Here is a 15,174-nt window from a genome sequence, read left to right on the forward strand (position 1 = left end):
AAAAGCGGTCGCCATTAGCCATGGTTCTGATAGGGTTTGGCCTATCATGAGTGGGAGAGACTTCATGGGCGTGAAATACAATCCGAAGCGGGACAGACACATCGACGCAGCGAAGGCGGCCGCCATCAAACTGGGCGTCGACGCACTGGCGCCGGAGATCCTCTTCGGTGGGGCCAGCAACGACGACCTCGATCTCTATTCGGCGGACATGCTGGCGCTGACCGCAGCCCACGCACATCGCGAACTCGCCCGCTGGGATGGCGGCAAGCCGCAGGTTTCGGTCGAGACCGTCGCCGGTATCGCGCCTGCCGGTGCCGAAGTTTCGGTCATCGCCGTTACCGAACACAACATGCCGTTCCTTTATGATTCGGTCATGGGTGAGATCACCAGCACGCACCGTGACATTCATCTTGCGATCCACCCGATCCTGGTCCAGGAGCCCGGCAAGGCCGCCAAACTCTTCGATCCGGAAGAGCCGAGCGATCCGGCACACCGCGTCAGCCACATCCAGATCCACCTGACCAAGCTCGCACCTGTCGAGGCCGAGCAGCTCAGCAACCGCATCCGCGACGTGCTGGAACAGGTGCACCAGACCGTGCACGACTGGCCGGCGATGACGGCGCAGCTCGACCAGGCGATGCAGGAACTCGAAGCCTACAACGCGTCTCGCAAGAAGAGCGACCGCGACGAGGCGCTCGCCTTCCTTCGCTGGCTGCGCGACAACAACTTCACCTTCCTCGGCATGCGCGAGTACACCTATTCCGGCAAGGGCGGGAAAGCGACCGTCGAGCGCGGCAAGGGCAGGGGCCTCGGCATTCTTTCCAATCCCGATGTGCGCGTTCTGCGCCAGGGCAAGGACGCCGTGCTGACCACGCCGGAGATCCTCGCCTTCCTCGAAAGCCCGGACTTCCTGATTGTCACCAAGGCCAACGTCAAGTCGGTCGTGCATCGCCGGGCCTATATGGACTATATCGGCGTCAAGCGTTTCGATGCGGACGGCAACGTCGCTGGCGAACTGCGCATCGTCGGCCTGTTCACGTCTTCAGCCTACACCCGCCAGGCCGCCGAAATTCCGCTTCTGCGCCACAAGATCGAGAAGATCGTCGACCATTTCGGCTACGACCCGCAGAGCCACTCCGGCAAGATGCTCGACAACACGCTGGAATCCTATCCCCGCGACGACCTCTTCCAGATCGATGTCGGACTGCTCGCCGCCTTCTGCGAACAGATCAACGAGCTTGGCGACCGGCCACGCATCCGCGTGCTGCCACGCATCGACCATTTCGACCGCTTCGTCTCGGTCATCGTCTTCGTGCCGCGCGAACAGTACGATTCGGACGTCCGCGAGAAGATCGGCGACTACCTGAAGACGGTCTATGACGGCCGCGTCTCCGCCTACTACCCGGCCTTCCCCGAGGGCGGGCTCGCCCGCGTCCACTTCATCATCGGCCGCTCGGCCGGCAAGACGCCGCGCATTCCGCAGGCCAAGCTCGAAGAAGCAGTGCGTGGCATCGTCACCCGCTGGATCGACCGGTTCGACCTGCTTGCCCGCAAGGACGGCATCGAACTCGACGTCGACAACGCCTACCAGTCGTTCTTCACGCCGGCGGAAGCCTATGCGGATCTCGCCGATATCGCCGCCTGCAAGGGGCCGGATCCGATCCGCATCGAGTTCTACAATTATCCGCGTGCTGTTACCCGCACGGATACGGCTGAGCTAAAGATCTTCCATGCCAGCGAACCGGTGTCGCTGTCGCGCCGCGTGCCGCTGCTCGAAAACCTCGGCTTCCGGGTGATCAGCGAACAGACCTACGATATCGGCGTCAACGCCCACGGCGAGGAGAAGCGCAAGGTCGTCCTGCACGACATGGAGCTGATCCATCGCGACGGTCTTGCACTGCACCTCGAAAAGAGCGGCCCGGCGCTGGAGGAAGCCTTCCTCGCCGCCTGGAACGGCACGATCGAGGACGACAACTTCAACCGTCTGATCCTGCTTTCGGGCCTCAACGCCCGTGAAGTGACGGTACTGCGCGCCTATGCGCGTTACCTGCGCCAAGCCGGCATCACCTATTCGCAAGGCTACATCGCCGACACGCTGAACAAGTATCCGGCGATTGCCGCCGATATCTTCAAGCTGTTCGTGACGCGCATGGATCCGAAGCTCGAGGAAAAGCCGCGCGCCAAGAAGTGCAACGCGCTGCTGGCCTCCATCGAGGATGCGCTTTCGAACGTTCCGAGCCTTGACGAAGACCGGATTCTCCGTCGCTACGTCAACGCCATCGAAGCGACGCTGCGCACCAACTACTTCCAGCACGATGCAGACGGAAAGCCGCGCGCGGTTCTTGCGTTCAAGCTCGACCCGAAGGCGCTCGACGGCCTGCCGGAGCCGCGTCCGTTCCGCGAAATCTTCGTCTACGGCACCGAAGTCGAGGGCGTGCACCTGCGCTTCGGCAAGGTCGCCCGTGGTGGCCTTCGTTGGTCGGACCGCGCCCAGGACTACCGCACGGAAGTGCTTGGCCTCGTCAAGGCGCAGCAGGTCAAGAACGCCGTCATCGTGCCGGTCGGCGCCAAGGGTGGCTTCTATCCGAAGCTGCTTCCGGTCGGCGGGACCCGCGACGAGGTCTTCAAGGCCGGAACCGAGGCCTACAAGACCTTCATTCGCACGCTGCTGTCGGTCACCGACAACATCGTCGGCCAGGACGTCGTGCCGCCGGCCGACACGCTGCGCCATGACGGCGATGATCCCTACTTCGTCGTCGCCGCCGACAAGGGCACCGCGACCTTCTCCGACACGGCCAACGGCCTTGCGCAGGAAGCGGGCTTCTGGCTCGACGACGCGTTCGCTTCGGGTGGTTCGGCCGGTTACGACCACAAGAAGATGGGCATTACCGCCCGCGGCGCCTGGGAAACCGTCAAGCGGCACTTCCGCGAGATGGACATCGACATCCAGACGACGCCCTTCACCGTTGCCGGTGTCGGCGACATGTCCGGCGACGTCTTCGGCAACGGCATGCTGCTGTCCGAGAAGATCCGCCTGATCGCCGCCTTCGACCACCGCGACATCATCATCGATCCGTCTCCGGATATCGAAGCCTCCTTCGCCGAGCGCACACGCATGTTTGCGCTGCCGCGTTCGAGCTGGCAGGACTATGACCGCAAGACGCTTTCGGAAGGCGCGATGATCATCTCGCGCGCCGAAAAGTCAGTGACGCTGACGCCTCAGGCGATGGCAGCAATCGGTCTCGACAAGCCGAAGGCGACACCCTTCGAGATCATGAACGCGATCCTGAAGAGCCAGGTCGATCTTTTGTGGTTTGGCGGCATCGGCACGTACATTCGCGGCAGCTCCGAAACGGATGCCGAAGTCGGCGACCGCGCCAACGACGCCATCCGCGTGACGGCCGAAGAGGTGCGTGCCCGGGTCATCGGCGAGGGCGCCAACCTCGGCGTTACCCAGAAGGGCCGTATCGGCTTCGGTCTGAATGGCGGCCGCTGCAACTCAGACGCCATCGACAACTCCGCGGGCGTCAACTCCTCCGACGTCGAGGTCAACATCAAGATCGCGCTGGCCTCTGCCATGCGCGACGGTCGCCTGACGCGGCCGAAGCGCAACACGCTGCTTGCCTCGATGACCGAGGAAGTCGGCCATCTGGTGCTGCGCAACAACTACGAACAGTCGCTGGCGATCTCGCTGACGTCCATGCAGGGCCTCGGCAACCGTACGACGCTTGGCCGGCTCATGACCCGGCTCGAGGCCGACGGTCATCTCAACCGCAAGGTCGAGACGCTGCCGACCGACCAGGCGATGACCGAGCGCTATCAGGCGGGCAAGCCGCTGACCCGCGCGGAAATTGGCGTGCTGCTCTCCTACTCCAAGCTCGTTCTCTTCGATGAGCTGATTGCGAGCGAACTGCCCGACGATCCGTACTTCACGGCAACGCTTGAGCGTTACTTCCCGGGCAAGATGCGCAAGTCCTATGCGGGCGACATTCACGGCCATCGTCTGCGCCGTGAAATCATCTCGACGATCCTTGCCAACGAGGTCATCAACCGCGGCGGCCCGGCCTTCGTCTCGACGCTGACGGACGCGACGGGCTTCCTGTCGGCCGACGTCGTCAAGGCGGCGGTGCTGGCGCTCGACGGCTTCGACCTGCCGCGGATCTATGACGAGATCGACGCGCTCGACAACAAGATCGGGGGCGGCCTGCAGAACGTCCTCTACCAGGAAGTGGGCCGTATCTTCACGCTCGTCACCGAGCGGGCGCTGCGCACCCATGCGGCGACAGGCTCAGTCTCTGAAGCCGTAGCGCGGCTGCGCGACGGCCTGCAGAAGCTGCGCGGCACCATGAGGACAGCCGTCTCGGGCGAAAGCGCCGAAGAGGCGCGGCTTAAGACCGCCGCCTTCGTCGAGGGCGGTGTACCGGCCAAGCTTGCCGAGGAAATCTCGGAACTGGCGCTGATGACGCTGGTGCCGGAGATCATGCAGATTGCGACCGAAACCGGCGAGACGCTGAGCCGCACGGCCCAGGGCTACTTCGCCGTCACCGACACGCTGCGGATCAACCGCCTCCTGGCGGCCTCCGACCGCGTTCCGGCAACCGAGCAGTTCGAGGCGATGGCCCTGTCGCGGGCCGTCTCCGATATCGCCGCCGCACGGCGGGATATCACTGCTGCGGCTCTGCGCGAGCAGAAGAAGGAACGCAATCCGGTTGCCGCCTGGGAGGAGAACGAGCGCGAGCGCGTCGCCCAGGCGACAGGCCAGCTGAGGCTGTTGACCGAGAAGGGCGAGACGACGCTCGCCAAGATCACGGTTGCCGCCGGCCTTCTGAACGACCTTGCCCGGGGTCGAGCGAAGTAAGCCGGTCCCTTCGCAACTGAACGGCGGGCGGAGCAGAAATGCGGGCGAATATTTCGCCCGCATCCCGCTCTAAACCTTTTGGAATCAGTGCGATTGAAGATAGGCTGCGCCGCGCGTTCCAGGGGACGCGCGGCGCAGTCGCTTTGGGAGGGGACCTTGCAGATTTCAGCCGACAGGACCGAGCAACAACCGCGCACGTCACGCGCAGGCATTGCCGGCTGGATGCTGTTCGACTGGGCGGCGCAACCCTTCTTCACGGTGATAACCACCTTCATCTTCGGTCCCTATTTCGTCGCCCGGCTGACGGAAGACCATGCGATGGGACAGGCGATGTGGGGCTATACGCTCACCGTGTCCGGTATCATCATCGCGGTTCTCTCGCCCGTGCTCGGTTCGATTGCGGATGCGACCGGGCCGCGCAAACCCTGGATCGCTTTCTTTGCGGTGATCAAGATCGCATCGCTGGCTATGCTCTGGTTCGCCGCACCCGGCTTGCCGATCCTCTATCCCGCGATTTTCATGATCCTCGCCTCCATTGCGGCCGAGTTCTCGATCGTCTTCAACGATTCGATGATGCCGCGCCTCGTGCCGGAGAAGGATGTCGGACGTATCTCCAACATCGCCTGGGGGCTCGGCTATCTCGGCGGCATGATCGTGCTGATCGCCGTCGTGGCGCTGCTTGCCGGGAGCCCGGAGACCGGCAAGACGGCGGCGGGCATCGATCCCTTGTTTGGTCTCGATCCTGCCAAGGGGGAGGATGCACGCATCACCGGCCCGATCTCGGCGCTCTGGTATTTCGTCTTCATCCTGCCGATGTTCCTTTTCACGCCTGATGCGAGCAAGGCGACAATGTCGCTCGGAAAGGCAACGGTTACCGGCCTTCGGGAACTGAAAGGCACACTCGCCGAACTGAAGCAAAGAACGGGCATCCTGCGCTTCCTGATCGCCCGGATGATCTTCCAGGACGGTGTCAACGGCCTTCTGGCGCTTGGCGGCACATTCGCCGCGGCGATGTTCGGCTGGCGGACGCTGGAACTTGGCATATACGGCATCATCCTCAACGTCGTCGCCATCGGCGGCTGTCTCTATGCGAGCAGGCTCGATACGCGCCTCGGCTCCAAGGTGATCGTCACCGCCAGCCTGATCTGCCTGACGCTGGCGACGATCGGCATCGTCTCGACGGGCCCGGGCTTCACCCTGTTTGGCCTCGTACCGCTATCGACAGCAGATTCCGGTAGCTTGTTCGGTACGGCGGCCGAGAAGGCCTATATCCTCTATGGCCTGTTGGTGGGCATCGCCTTCGGCCCGGTCCAGGCGTCGTCGCGCTCCTATCTCGCCCGTAGCGTCAGCCTGGATGAGGCCGGACGCTACTTCGGCCTCTATGCGCTGTCCGGCCGCGCCACGTCGTTCCTTGCCCCTGCCTCGGTCGCCACAATCACCCTTGCCACGGGCTCGGCGCGTATCGGCATGATGGCGCTCATTGCCTTCCTGGTCGTCGGCCTGCTGATCCTTCTGCGCACGCCCTATCCGGCAGATGACGGCCGCAAAAAAGCCGCCGCATCCTTTGGACGCGGCGGCTCCTGATCGGGTAGCCCAAAGTCCGGGGACAGGCGCTTGGCGCTTGTCCCGAACGCTTAGTGGCGGAAGTGGCGCATGCCGGTGAAGACCATCGCGACGCCATGCTCGTTGGCTGCCGCAATCACCTCTTCGTCGCGCATCGAGCCGCCCGGCTGGATAACGGCGGTAGCACCCGCCGCGATCGCCGACAGCAGACCGTCGGCAAAGGGCAGGAAGGCTTCGGAGGCGACGGCAGAGCCCTTGGTAAGCGGCGTTGCAAGACCCAACGCCTTGGCGGCTTCCTCAGCCTTGATCGCCGCGATGCGGGCGGAATCGACGCGGCTCATCTGGCCGGCCCCGATACCGGCGGTCTGGCCGTCCTTGGCGTAAACGATGGCGTTCGACTTCACGTGCTTGGCCACCTTGAAGGCAAACTTCATGTCCTCAAGTTCCTGCGCGGTCGGCGCGCGCTTGGTGACGACCTTGAGCTCGAGATCCTCGACCATGCCGTTGTCACGGGTCTGTACCAAGAGACCGCCCGATACCGTCTTGGCGGCAAGGCCCGGAATGCGCGGGTCCGGCAGGCCGCCGGTCGAAAGCAGGCGCAGGTTGGGCTTGCGGGCGATGACCGCCTTGGCCGCATCGCTGACCGAAGGCGCGATGATCACTTCGGTGAAGAGCTTGACGATTTCTTCCGCCGTTTCGGCATCGAGCTCCTGGTTGAGCGCGATGATGCCGCCGAATGCCGAAGTGGAATCGCAGGCAAGCGCCCGGCGATAGGCTTCAACAAGCGTCGGCGCCGTGGCGACGCCGCAGGGGTTGGCGTGCTTGATGATGGCGCAGGCCGGCGCCTTCTCGGGCAGGAATTCGGCGACCAGCTCGAAAGCGGCATCCGTATCGTTGATGTTGTTGTAGGAGAGTTGCTTGCCCTGCAGCAGGGCAGCAGTCGCCACACCCGGACGGTTCTCGCCGGTGAGGTAGAAGCCCGCCTTCTGGTGCGGGTTCTCGCCGTAGCGCATTTCTTCCTTGAGGACGCCGCCGATAACCCGATGCCGCGGCATCGGGGTATCGAGTGCCTCGGCAAACCAGTTGGAAATGGCCGCATCGTAGGCCGCCGTGCGTGCATAGGCCTTGGCCGCCATCTTCTGGCGGAAGGCGTAGGTCGTCTTGCCGCTAGCAAGCTCTTCCAGCAGCAGCGGATAGTCGGCCGGATCGGTGACGATCGTCACGTAGGCGTGGTTCTTCGCCGAGGCGCGGATCATTGCCGGGCCGCCGATGTCGATGTTTTCGACCGTCGTCGGATAGTCGCCGCCCTGAGCGCGAACCTCTTCGAACGGGTAGAGATTGATGACCGCGAGATCGATCGCGGTGATGCCGTGCGCCGTCATGGCGGCCACGTGGTCGGCATCGTCACGGATCGAAAGCAGACCGCCGTGCACGCCCGGATGCAGTGTTTTCACGCGCCCGTCCATGACCTCGGGGAAGCCCGTCAGTTCGGACACATCGCTCACCGGCAGTCCGGCCTCCGACAGCGCCTTGTGCGTGCCGCCGGTCGAAACCAGCCGGACACCCTTTTCATGAAGCGCGCGTGCCAGATCGACGACGCCCGTCTTGTCGGACACGGAGAGGAGAGCGGTGCGGACCGTAACCTCGTTCGGGGCGGGGATTTTCTTGGAGGCGACAGCCATCACCATGCTCCTTTGGCGGCGCCGGACGCCCGGGGAGGAAGCTCCGGCGATTGGGATGGCTGCCCGTTAGCATAGCTTGTCCGCCGAAGAAACCTCACGAGGCCGCGAGAGCGCGACGAATTTGGATTGGATCGATCGAAATTCAACCAGCTCGTCGGACCTACGACCCGAAGGGCTGCAAAGCAGCCTCAGTTCGCGCGCGAGAAAGTCCACTGGATCTCCGGCTGGCGCGCGACGGCAAAGGTCACGGTCAACTGCGACGAGGCCCGAATGCCGGAGGGATCAGCAAAGAAGATATCTTCCTCAACGGCGAGTTCGCCGTCCTGGCACGAAAACAGCCAGGCCTCCCCATCCGGCGCCGTTAGAAAGATTTCGCGCCCGTTGTTCTGGCGAATGGTGACCGCCGGGTGAATGTGGAAGCGGGCAACCGCCGTGGCCGTGTTGCTCTCCTCCGGATCGCTGCCATCGGTGCGCATCAGCCGATCGCGACCGCGGATCATGCGGCCGCCGTTCAGGACACCGATGTCGCGCTCGTGCATCAGGCCGAAGGCGGCAAGATAACCATCGTGACTTGCTGTGACCGATTCGAGCCCACCCGGCTCATCCTTGCGCGCCACCGATACCTTCGAAACGCCCGTCGTCATGATCGGCCCAAGAAAGCGCGACTGGGAGAAGCGCGACGACGAGGTGTCGTTGACGGTCACGGTCGAATGCGCCGCCGTCATCCGCGACAGCTGCCGGAAACGGTCCCCGGCGAATTTCGGAGCTCCGGAATTGACCACAAAGCGCGTCTTGCCCGAGGACATTTCAAACGAAAGGCATCCGGCATGGGCGCCGCGTGAAAGATCGACGGAGAGTGGCCGGCCTGTATCCATGATGACAACGGTGTTTTCCATCGCCAGGCGCTCGTAATGCGCGTGCGGCAGCGAACGGAAGGGTTCGCCGGCCGTCTCATCGTAGCGCAGCACCGAAGCCAACTCATGCGCCAGAACCGAAGTCGCGCCGTTAAACAGGGCCAACTCACCGCCCTGGTGCCGGAAGAAGCGCAGGGCAGGGTACATTCGGTCGATGCAAGGTATCAGCCGCGACGGTACGTCGTGACCGAGATTGACGTAGGTCTGCCGGAGCGGCAGCAGATCAAGCAGCAATTCGAGCCCGGCCCGCGGGCTGCGGGAGCAGTGGCTGCCATCCGGCAGTATCTGGCGGTCGAGTTCATGGTCGAGGTGGCGCGCCGCCTTCCGGATGACGCTCGGCGATGCGGGCATGGCAACGGAGGCCATGGCGAGTGCAAGTCGCACCCTGAGACGCGCCTCACCGTCACGCACCGTCTCGGCGATATGGCGAAGATACCGCACCTGAAGGGCAAGGCTCTTGAGGAAGCGGCGATAGAACCCATGCTCGGCATTGCGCAGCACGACCGGTGAATGCGACAGCCAGGCAATGATGCGCTGGGCGATGATATCCGCATCCCACGCAACGCCGCCGAAGTCACGGCCATGGGTGGCGATCCAATCGTCGACGATCTGGCGCAGGCGCACAAAACCGGCATCTTCCCGGATCGCCCGCAGATGTCTGAGCCAGCCGAACGAATGCAGGCGATACGCGAACTCACGCGACGGGAGGTCGATCTCGAACGGCGATTCGCCCTCCGTGTCGAGAACGCGCCCAGCAAGCGGGAAGCGCCCGGAGAGAATCTCCTCGGCGACAAACGGGTCGACGGCTCTCAGATCGGTCGGTGCAACAATCAGGCGGTTCGGCGTCGAGCCTGCAAAACGCAGGGCCGAGACGCGGCCGATCGACAGACGGCGCGACACGCGGCGCCAGCCTTCACGCATATACAGGTAAGAAAGCCTTCGCCTGCCGGAAAACATCAACGCCGCCGGTATCCTCATTTCTGGCACGATCGCAATCAAGGCGAGCGCGCCATGGCCTCGCGCAGCCACGACATGATGCTGGAAAGACCATTAAACTTTTATCAATCTTGTCATCTTTGATAGGCTTCCGGCTCGAAAGCGTCAAATGACACGACACGACAGGGCGTTGAGCCCTGTCGTGGATGGTCGAAACCAGGTTTTCGTCCCTATTTTCGGCGAATCACCGCGGCGTAGAAGCCATCGAGCCCGCTCGCAAAGGGTCCTTCCAGCGGCAACATGGCCGGCGTTGTGCGCATTTCGCCAAGCGGCGTGATTGCCTGCTCGAGCCCTGGCCAATCCCCTGCCGAAATTGGCACCCGCTCATAGGCCTCGCCCGAGCCAAGCACGCGCGCGACCACCTCTTCGCCCTCGCGCGGATCCAGCGAGCAGTTGGAAAAGACGACCGTGCCACCGGGCCTGACCACGGTCAGCGCATGGCGCAGCAGCCGCTCCTGCAAATCGGCAAGCTTTTCGATATCCTCCGGCCCCTTCGTCCAGAGCACGTCCGGATGGCGTCGCGTCGTGCCGGTGGAGGAACAAGGCGCATCGAGCAGGGCCGCATCGAACAGAGTCTCCGGCTGGAAGTCGGCCATGTTGACTTCCTTCGTCTCGGCCTCCAGTCCCAGCCGCTTCAGATTGCCCTTCAACCGCCGCAGCCGGCTTCCGGACTGGTCGAGTGCGGTGACCTCTGCACCGGCGAGGATGAGCTGGGCGGTCTTGCCGCCGGGCGCGGCGCAGAGGTCGACGGTCCGCTTGCCCGTGAGATCACCGAAAAGGCGCGCAGGTATCGATGCTGCCGCATCCTGAACCCACCAGACGCCGTCATCGAATCCGGCTAAGGAAGGGATGGAGCCAGAGAATTCGCCGAGGCGCACCGAGCCGGTCGGCAGCACCGTGCCGCCGAGCCGTTCGGCCCAGCCATTCGCATCGGATTTGACCGAAAGGTCGATCGCCGCCGGTGTCAGCTGTGCTTCGGCGATCTGTTCGGCCAGCGCCGCACCGTAGTGGGCAGCAAGGCGCTCGTAGAACCAGGTCGGCATAGCCGGGACGTGGTGCACGCTTTCGAGCACCGCATCCTTCTCACGCGACAGGCGCCGCAGGATCGCGTTCACGAGGTTGGCGAAACGGCGATTACGCGGATCGGCCTGCGCCTGCTCGACGGCGATGTCGACCGCGGAGTGATCCGGCACGTCGAGATAGAGGATTTGCGCCGCAGCGACGGCAAGCACATGCTCAAGCGCGCGCGCGCCTTCCGGCAACGGTGTCTGCAACAGCGAGTTGATCGCAGTCTGGATGCGCGGAAGGTGACGAAGGGCAGAGTTCAGGATCGCGCGCACCAGGGCGCGGTCAGCCTCGTTGAGTTCCCGATACGCCGGATTGCCGTGTTCATGATCGAGCATGCCGTCAAGCGACGTCTTGCGGTCGATGACGGCGGCGAGGATCTTTGCGGCTGCCTGCCGAGCCTTCATGCCCGGCTTTTCCGGACCGCGCGGCGCTGCTGCCGGAGCCCTCGATTTTGCACCACCTTTGTGTGGTGATCGTTTCGGGCGTGAATCGTTTTTGTTTTCTGCAGACATCAGGACCAGGGACCTTTGGGCGGTTCGGAACCACCGCGACCCCAACCGGTAGGAGGCACAGAGCGCGATTTGCGTACGGGATTATCAGCACGAACAGGCGGCGTCGAGGGCGAAGACATCTCCTGCGCCATCTGCATGAGCGCGGCGATTCGGTTTTCGGTGTTCGGATGCGTCGAAAACAGATTGTCCATGCGCTCGCCGGAGAGCGGATTGATGATGAACATATGCGCCGTCGCCGGATTGCGCTCGGCATCGTCGTTGTGAATTTGATGGGCAGCGCCGGCAATCTTCTGCAGCGCCGAGGCAAGTGCCAGTGGCTTGCCGCAAATCTCGGCGCCACGACGGTCGGCCGAATACTCGCGTGTCCGGCTGATGGCCATCTGCACCAGCATCGCCGCCATCGGCGCGACGATCATCGCGACCAACGTGCCGATGAAGCCGAGCGGGTTGTTGTTCTCGCGGTTGCCGCTAAAGAAGAAGGCGAAATTGCCGAGCATGGAAATCGCACCCGCAAGCGTCGCCGTCAGCGTCATCGTCAGCGTGTCGCGGTTCTGGACGTGGGCGAGTTCGTGCGCCATGACGCCAGCGACCTCATCATAGTTGAGAACCTGGAGCAGACCGGTGGATGCGGCGACCGCCGCATTCTCCGGGTTGCGGCCGGTCGCAAACGCGTTCGGCTGCGGGCTGTCGATGACGTAGACACGCGGCATCGGCAAGCCGGCGTTTTTGGCGAGATCGCGAACGATGCCGTAATATTCCGGCGCGCTGCGCTCATCCACCTCCTGCGCGCGGTACATGCGCAGCACCATCTTGTCGGAATTCCAATAGGAGAAGAAGTTCATGCCGGCCGCCATGACAAAGGCGATCATCATGCCGCCGCGTCCGCCGATGGCAAAGCCGACGGCCATGAACAGGGCGGTCATGACGGCAAGCAGCATGGCGGTACGGACAAGGTTCATCAAAGGGCTCCGGGTCGTCTGTGTTTCACGTGAATCAGGGTTCCCGTCACGGGAACAGCACCCTATATGATGGGTGCAAACGCTTCATTCTTCAATATTGATGCACGAATCCGGATACCATCCAGATGCAAAACGACAATGATAATGCCCCCGACCGTCCAAAACGGCCACTGCCAGCTGCAGCGCTGCGCGCGCTGAAAGAAGCCGAGGAGCGGCGCCAGGCCGAGGAGAAGAAGGAATTGCTGCCCGAGATCGGCGGTCGAGGCGGAGAGGATCCGGCCCGCTTCGGCGACTGGGAGATCAAGGGTCGTGCGATTGATTTCTGAATTCAGACCAGGCCGCCGCATGTGTTGGCGGTACTTGTAGGGTCTGAATCCGGCTCACGAATTTCGTGGTGAGCCCTGGCGGCGCATTGTGCCAGCTCGTGATCTCGTATGTTGAGAGCAGAGAAGCGGCTGCGCGTCCGATGAACGCGCAGCCTTTTTTCGTCAGGCCTTGTTCTGTCGGTTGGCGATCAGATCCTCGACGACCGCCGGATCGGCAAGTGTCGAAGTATCGCCGAGCGCGCCAAAATCGTCTTCGGCGATCTTGCGCAGGATGCGGCGCATGATCTTGCCCGAGCGGGTCTTCGGCAGTCCCGGCGCGAACTGGATCTTGTCGGGCGTGGCAATCGGACCGATTTCGGAACGAACATGCTTCACCAGAGCCTGACGCAGCTCGTCATTGCCAACTTCTCCGGCCATCAACGAGACATAGCAATAGATGCCCTGGCCCTTGATCGGATGCGGATAGCCGACGACTGCCGCTTCCGAGACGAGGTGGTGTGAAACCAGCGCCGATTCGACTTCGGCCGTTCCGAGACGGTGGCCGGAGACGTTGAGTACGTCGTCGACGCGACCAGTAATCCAGTAATAGCCGTCCTCGTCGCGACGGCAGCCATCACCGGTGAAGTACTTGCCCTTGTAGGTGGCGAAATAGGTCTGGCCGAAGCGCGCATGGTCGCCGTAGATCGTGCGCATCTGACCCGGCCAGCTGTCGGTGATGCAGAGGTTGCCGTCGGCAGCGCCTTCGAGCACGTTGCCTTCGTTGTCGACCAGCTGCGGCTGGACGCCGAAGAACGGACGGGTCGCCGAACCGGGTTTCAGATCGGTCGCGCCCGGCAATGGCGTGATCAGAATGCCGCCGGTCTCGGTCTGCCACCAGGTGTCGACGATCGGCGACTTCTGGTCGCCGACGACGTTGTAGTACCATTCCCAGGCTTCAGGGTTGATCGGCTCGCCGACAGAGCCGAGCAGGCGCAGCGACGAACGCGACGAGCGCTTGACGAAGTCGTCACCGGCGCCCATCAGCGAGCGGATCGCGGTCGGGGCCGTATAGAAGACATTGACCTTGTGCTTGTCGATCACTTCCCAGAAGCGACCCGCATCCGGGAAATTCGGCACGCCTTCGAACATGACCGTCGTTGCCGCATTCGCAAGCGGTCCGTAGACGATGTAGGAGTGGCCGGTAACCCAGCCCACGTCCGCCGTGCACCAGTAGATATCGCCGTCGCGATAATCGAAGACGTATTCATGCGTCATCGAGGCGTAGACGAGGTATCCGCCAGTGGTGTGCAGCACGCCCTTCGGCTTGCCGGTCGAGCCAGAGGTATAGAGGATGAACAGCGGGTCTTCCGCCTTCATCTTCACCGGCTCGCAATGCGGCTTCACGGTCGCGATTTCCTGATGATACCAGAGGTCGCGTCCCGGCGCCCAGGCAGTCTTGCCGCCGGTGCGGCGCACGACGAGCACCTTGTTGACGATCACGTGCTGCTTGGCCGCAATGTCGATCGCCGTGTCGGTGTTTTCCTTGAGCGGAACCGGCTTGCCGCCACGAACGCCCTCGTCGCAGGTGATGACGAAGGTGCTCTCGCAGTCGACGATGCGGCCGGCGAGTGCGTCCGGCGAGAAGCCGCCGAAGACCACCGAATGGATGGCGCCGATGCGGGCGCAGGCGAGCATCGCATAGGCCGCTTCCGGGATCATCGGCATGTAGATGGTGACGCGATCGCCCTTCTTGACGCCGTGCTTCTTGAGCACGTTGGAAAGCCGACATACCTGCTCGTAGAGCTGGTTGTAGGTGATCTTCTTGTCGATATAGGGATTGTCGCCTTCCCAGATGATCGCAGTCTTTTCGCCATGCGTCTTCAGGTGGCGGTCGATACAATTGTAGGAAACGTTGGTAAGGCCGTCTTCATACCACTTGATCGAGACCTTGCCCTTGAAGGAGGTGTTCTTGACCTTGGTGTAGGGCTTGAACCAGTCGATCCGCTTTCCGTGCTTGCCCCAGAACTTCGCCGGGTCCGAAATGCTCTCGTCGTACCACTTCAGATAGGTGGCGTTATCGAGCAGCGTCCGGCTCTTGGCAGACTTCGACACCGGGTAGATTTTGGCGGACATGTTTTCCTCCCTACGCATTCCTAGTGCGGCTCGCCACTCCCAGGGCCAGCCCGTTTCGCGGACATACATAGCAGGTCAAATGCCCGCCGCAATTAGACAAAAGGACATTTGGAACTGAAGAATTGCAATTTCGCGACAAGGACGGTATAGAGGCCCACATTTCCCGGAAATCAGTGGTAGACTC

General features: G+C 62.9%; 8 protein-coding genes. 3 read left to right on the forward strand and 5 right to left on the reverse strand.

Annotation, left to right across the window (positions count from 1 at the left end):
• The first annotated feature begins 64 nt into the window (after positions 1-64).
• Positions 65-4,858 (forward strand): NAD-glutamate dehydrogenase, encoded by a 4,794-nt coding sequence (locus VGO04_RS25650; protein ID WP_327498781.1) that lies wholly within the window; start codon positions 65-67, stop codon positions 4,856-4,858.
• Between the two features lie 222 nt (positions 4,859-5,080).
• Positions 5,081-6,442 carry an MFS transporter gene (locus VGO04_RS25655; protein WP_414650601.1) on the forward strand — a complete coding sequence of 454 codons (1,362 nt, stop codon included), beginning with the start codon at positions 5,081-5,083 and terminating at the stop codon, positions 6,440-6,442.
• 50 nt (positions 6,443-6,492) lie between these two features.
• Here the strand turns inward: VGO04_RS25655 and purH are convergent, their stop codons facing one another.
• From purH to htpX, 4 genes are all read right to left on the reverse strand, one after another.
• Complete coding sequence (gene purH, locus VGO04_RS25660; RefSeq protein ID WP_327498783.1) at positions 6,493-8,103, reverse strand: bifunctional phosphoribosylaminoimidazolecarboxamide formyltransferase/IMP cyclohydrolase; 1,611 nt, start codon at positions 8,101-8,103, stop codon at positions 6,493-6,495.
• 188 nt (positions 8,104-8,291) lie between these two features.
• Positions 8,292-9,974 (reverse strand): heparinase II/III family protein, encoded by a 1,683-nt coding sequence (locus tag VGO04_RS25665; RefSeq protein WP_414650602.1) that lies wholly within the window; start codon positions 9,972-9,974, stop codon positions 8,292-8,294.
• A 209-nt stretch (positions 9,975-10,183) separates the two neighbouring features.
• A complete protein-coding gene (locus VGO04_RS25670) occupies positions 10,184-11,593 on the reverse strand; it encodes an RsmB/NOP family class I SAM-dependent RNA methyltransferase (RefSeq protein WP_327498784.1) in 1,410 nt (469 codons plus the stop codon).
• Positions 11,593-12,552, reverse strand: a complete 960-nt coding sequence (gene htpX, locus VGO04_RS25675) for a zinc metalloprotease HtpX (RefSeq protein ID WP_327498785.1) — start codon at positions 12,550-12,552, stop codon at positions 11,593-11,595. The genes VGO04_RS25670 and htpX overlap by 1 nt, the downstream gene beginning before the upstream one ends.
• Positions 12,553-12,677: 125 nt before the next feature.
• Here htpX and VGO04_RS25680 point away from each other — a divergent pair, with 125 nt between their 5' ends.
• The gene (locus tag VGO04_RS25680) at positions 12,678-12,878 is read left to right on the forward strand and encodes a DUF1674 domain-containing protein (protein ID WP_327498786.1); all 201 of its coding nucleotides are present in this window, start codon (positions 12,678-12,680) and stop codon (positions 12,876-12,878) included.
• 162 nt (positions 12,879-13,040) lie between these two features.
• On the opposite strand, the gene acs is transcribed toward VGO04_RS25680, so the two are convergent.
• On the reverse strand, positions 13,041-14,990 hold the full coding sequence (gene acs / locus VGO04_RS25685) for an acetate--CoA ligase (RefSeq protein WP_327498787.1): 1,950 nt from the start codon (positions 14,988-14,990) through the stop codon (positions 13,041-13,043).
• Positions 14,991-15,174 lie beyond the last annotated feature (184 nt).

This window comes from Ensifer sp. (genome assembly GCF_035999185.1).
In the GTDB taxonomy this organism is placed as follows: domain Bacteria; phylum Pseudomonadota; class Alphaproteobacteria; order Rhizobiales; family Rhizobiaceae; genus Ensifer.

Bases quoted from the DNA above. Each gene is read 5' to 3' on its own strand.
- VGO04_RS25650 (WP_327498781.1), top strand. From the start codon at position 65: ATGGGCGTGAAATACAATCCGAAGCGGGACAGACACATCGACGCAGCG.
- htpX (WP_327498785.1), bottom strand. From the start codon at position 12,552: ATGAACCTTGTCCGTACCGCCATGCTGCTTGCCGTCATGACCGCCCTG.
- VGO04_RS25670 (WP_327498784.1), bottom strand. From the start codon at position 11,593: ATGTCTGCAGAAAACAAAAACGATTCACGCCCGAAACGATCACCACAC.
- purH (WP_327498783.1), bottom strand. From the start codon at position 8,103: ATGGCTGTCGCCTCCAAGAAAATCCCCGCCCCGAACGAGGTTACGGTC.
- VGO04_RS25665 (WP_414650602.1), bottom strand. From the start codon at position 9,974: ATGTTTTCCGGCAGGCGAAGGCTTTCTTACCTGTATATGCGTGAAGGC.
- VGO04_RS25680 (WP_327498786.1), top strand. From the start codon at position 12,678: ATGCAAAACGACAATGATAATGCCCCCGACCGTCCAAAACGGCCACTG.
- VGO04_RS25655 (WP_414650601.1), top strand. From the start codon at position 5,081: ATGCTGTTCGACTGGGCGGCGCAACCCTTCTTCACGGTGATAACCACC.
- acs (WP_327498787.1), bottom strand. From the start codon at position 14,990: ATGTCCGCCAAAATCTACCCGGTGTCGAAGTCTGCCAAGAGCCGGACG.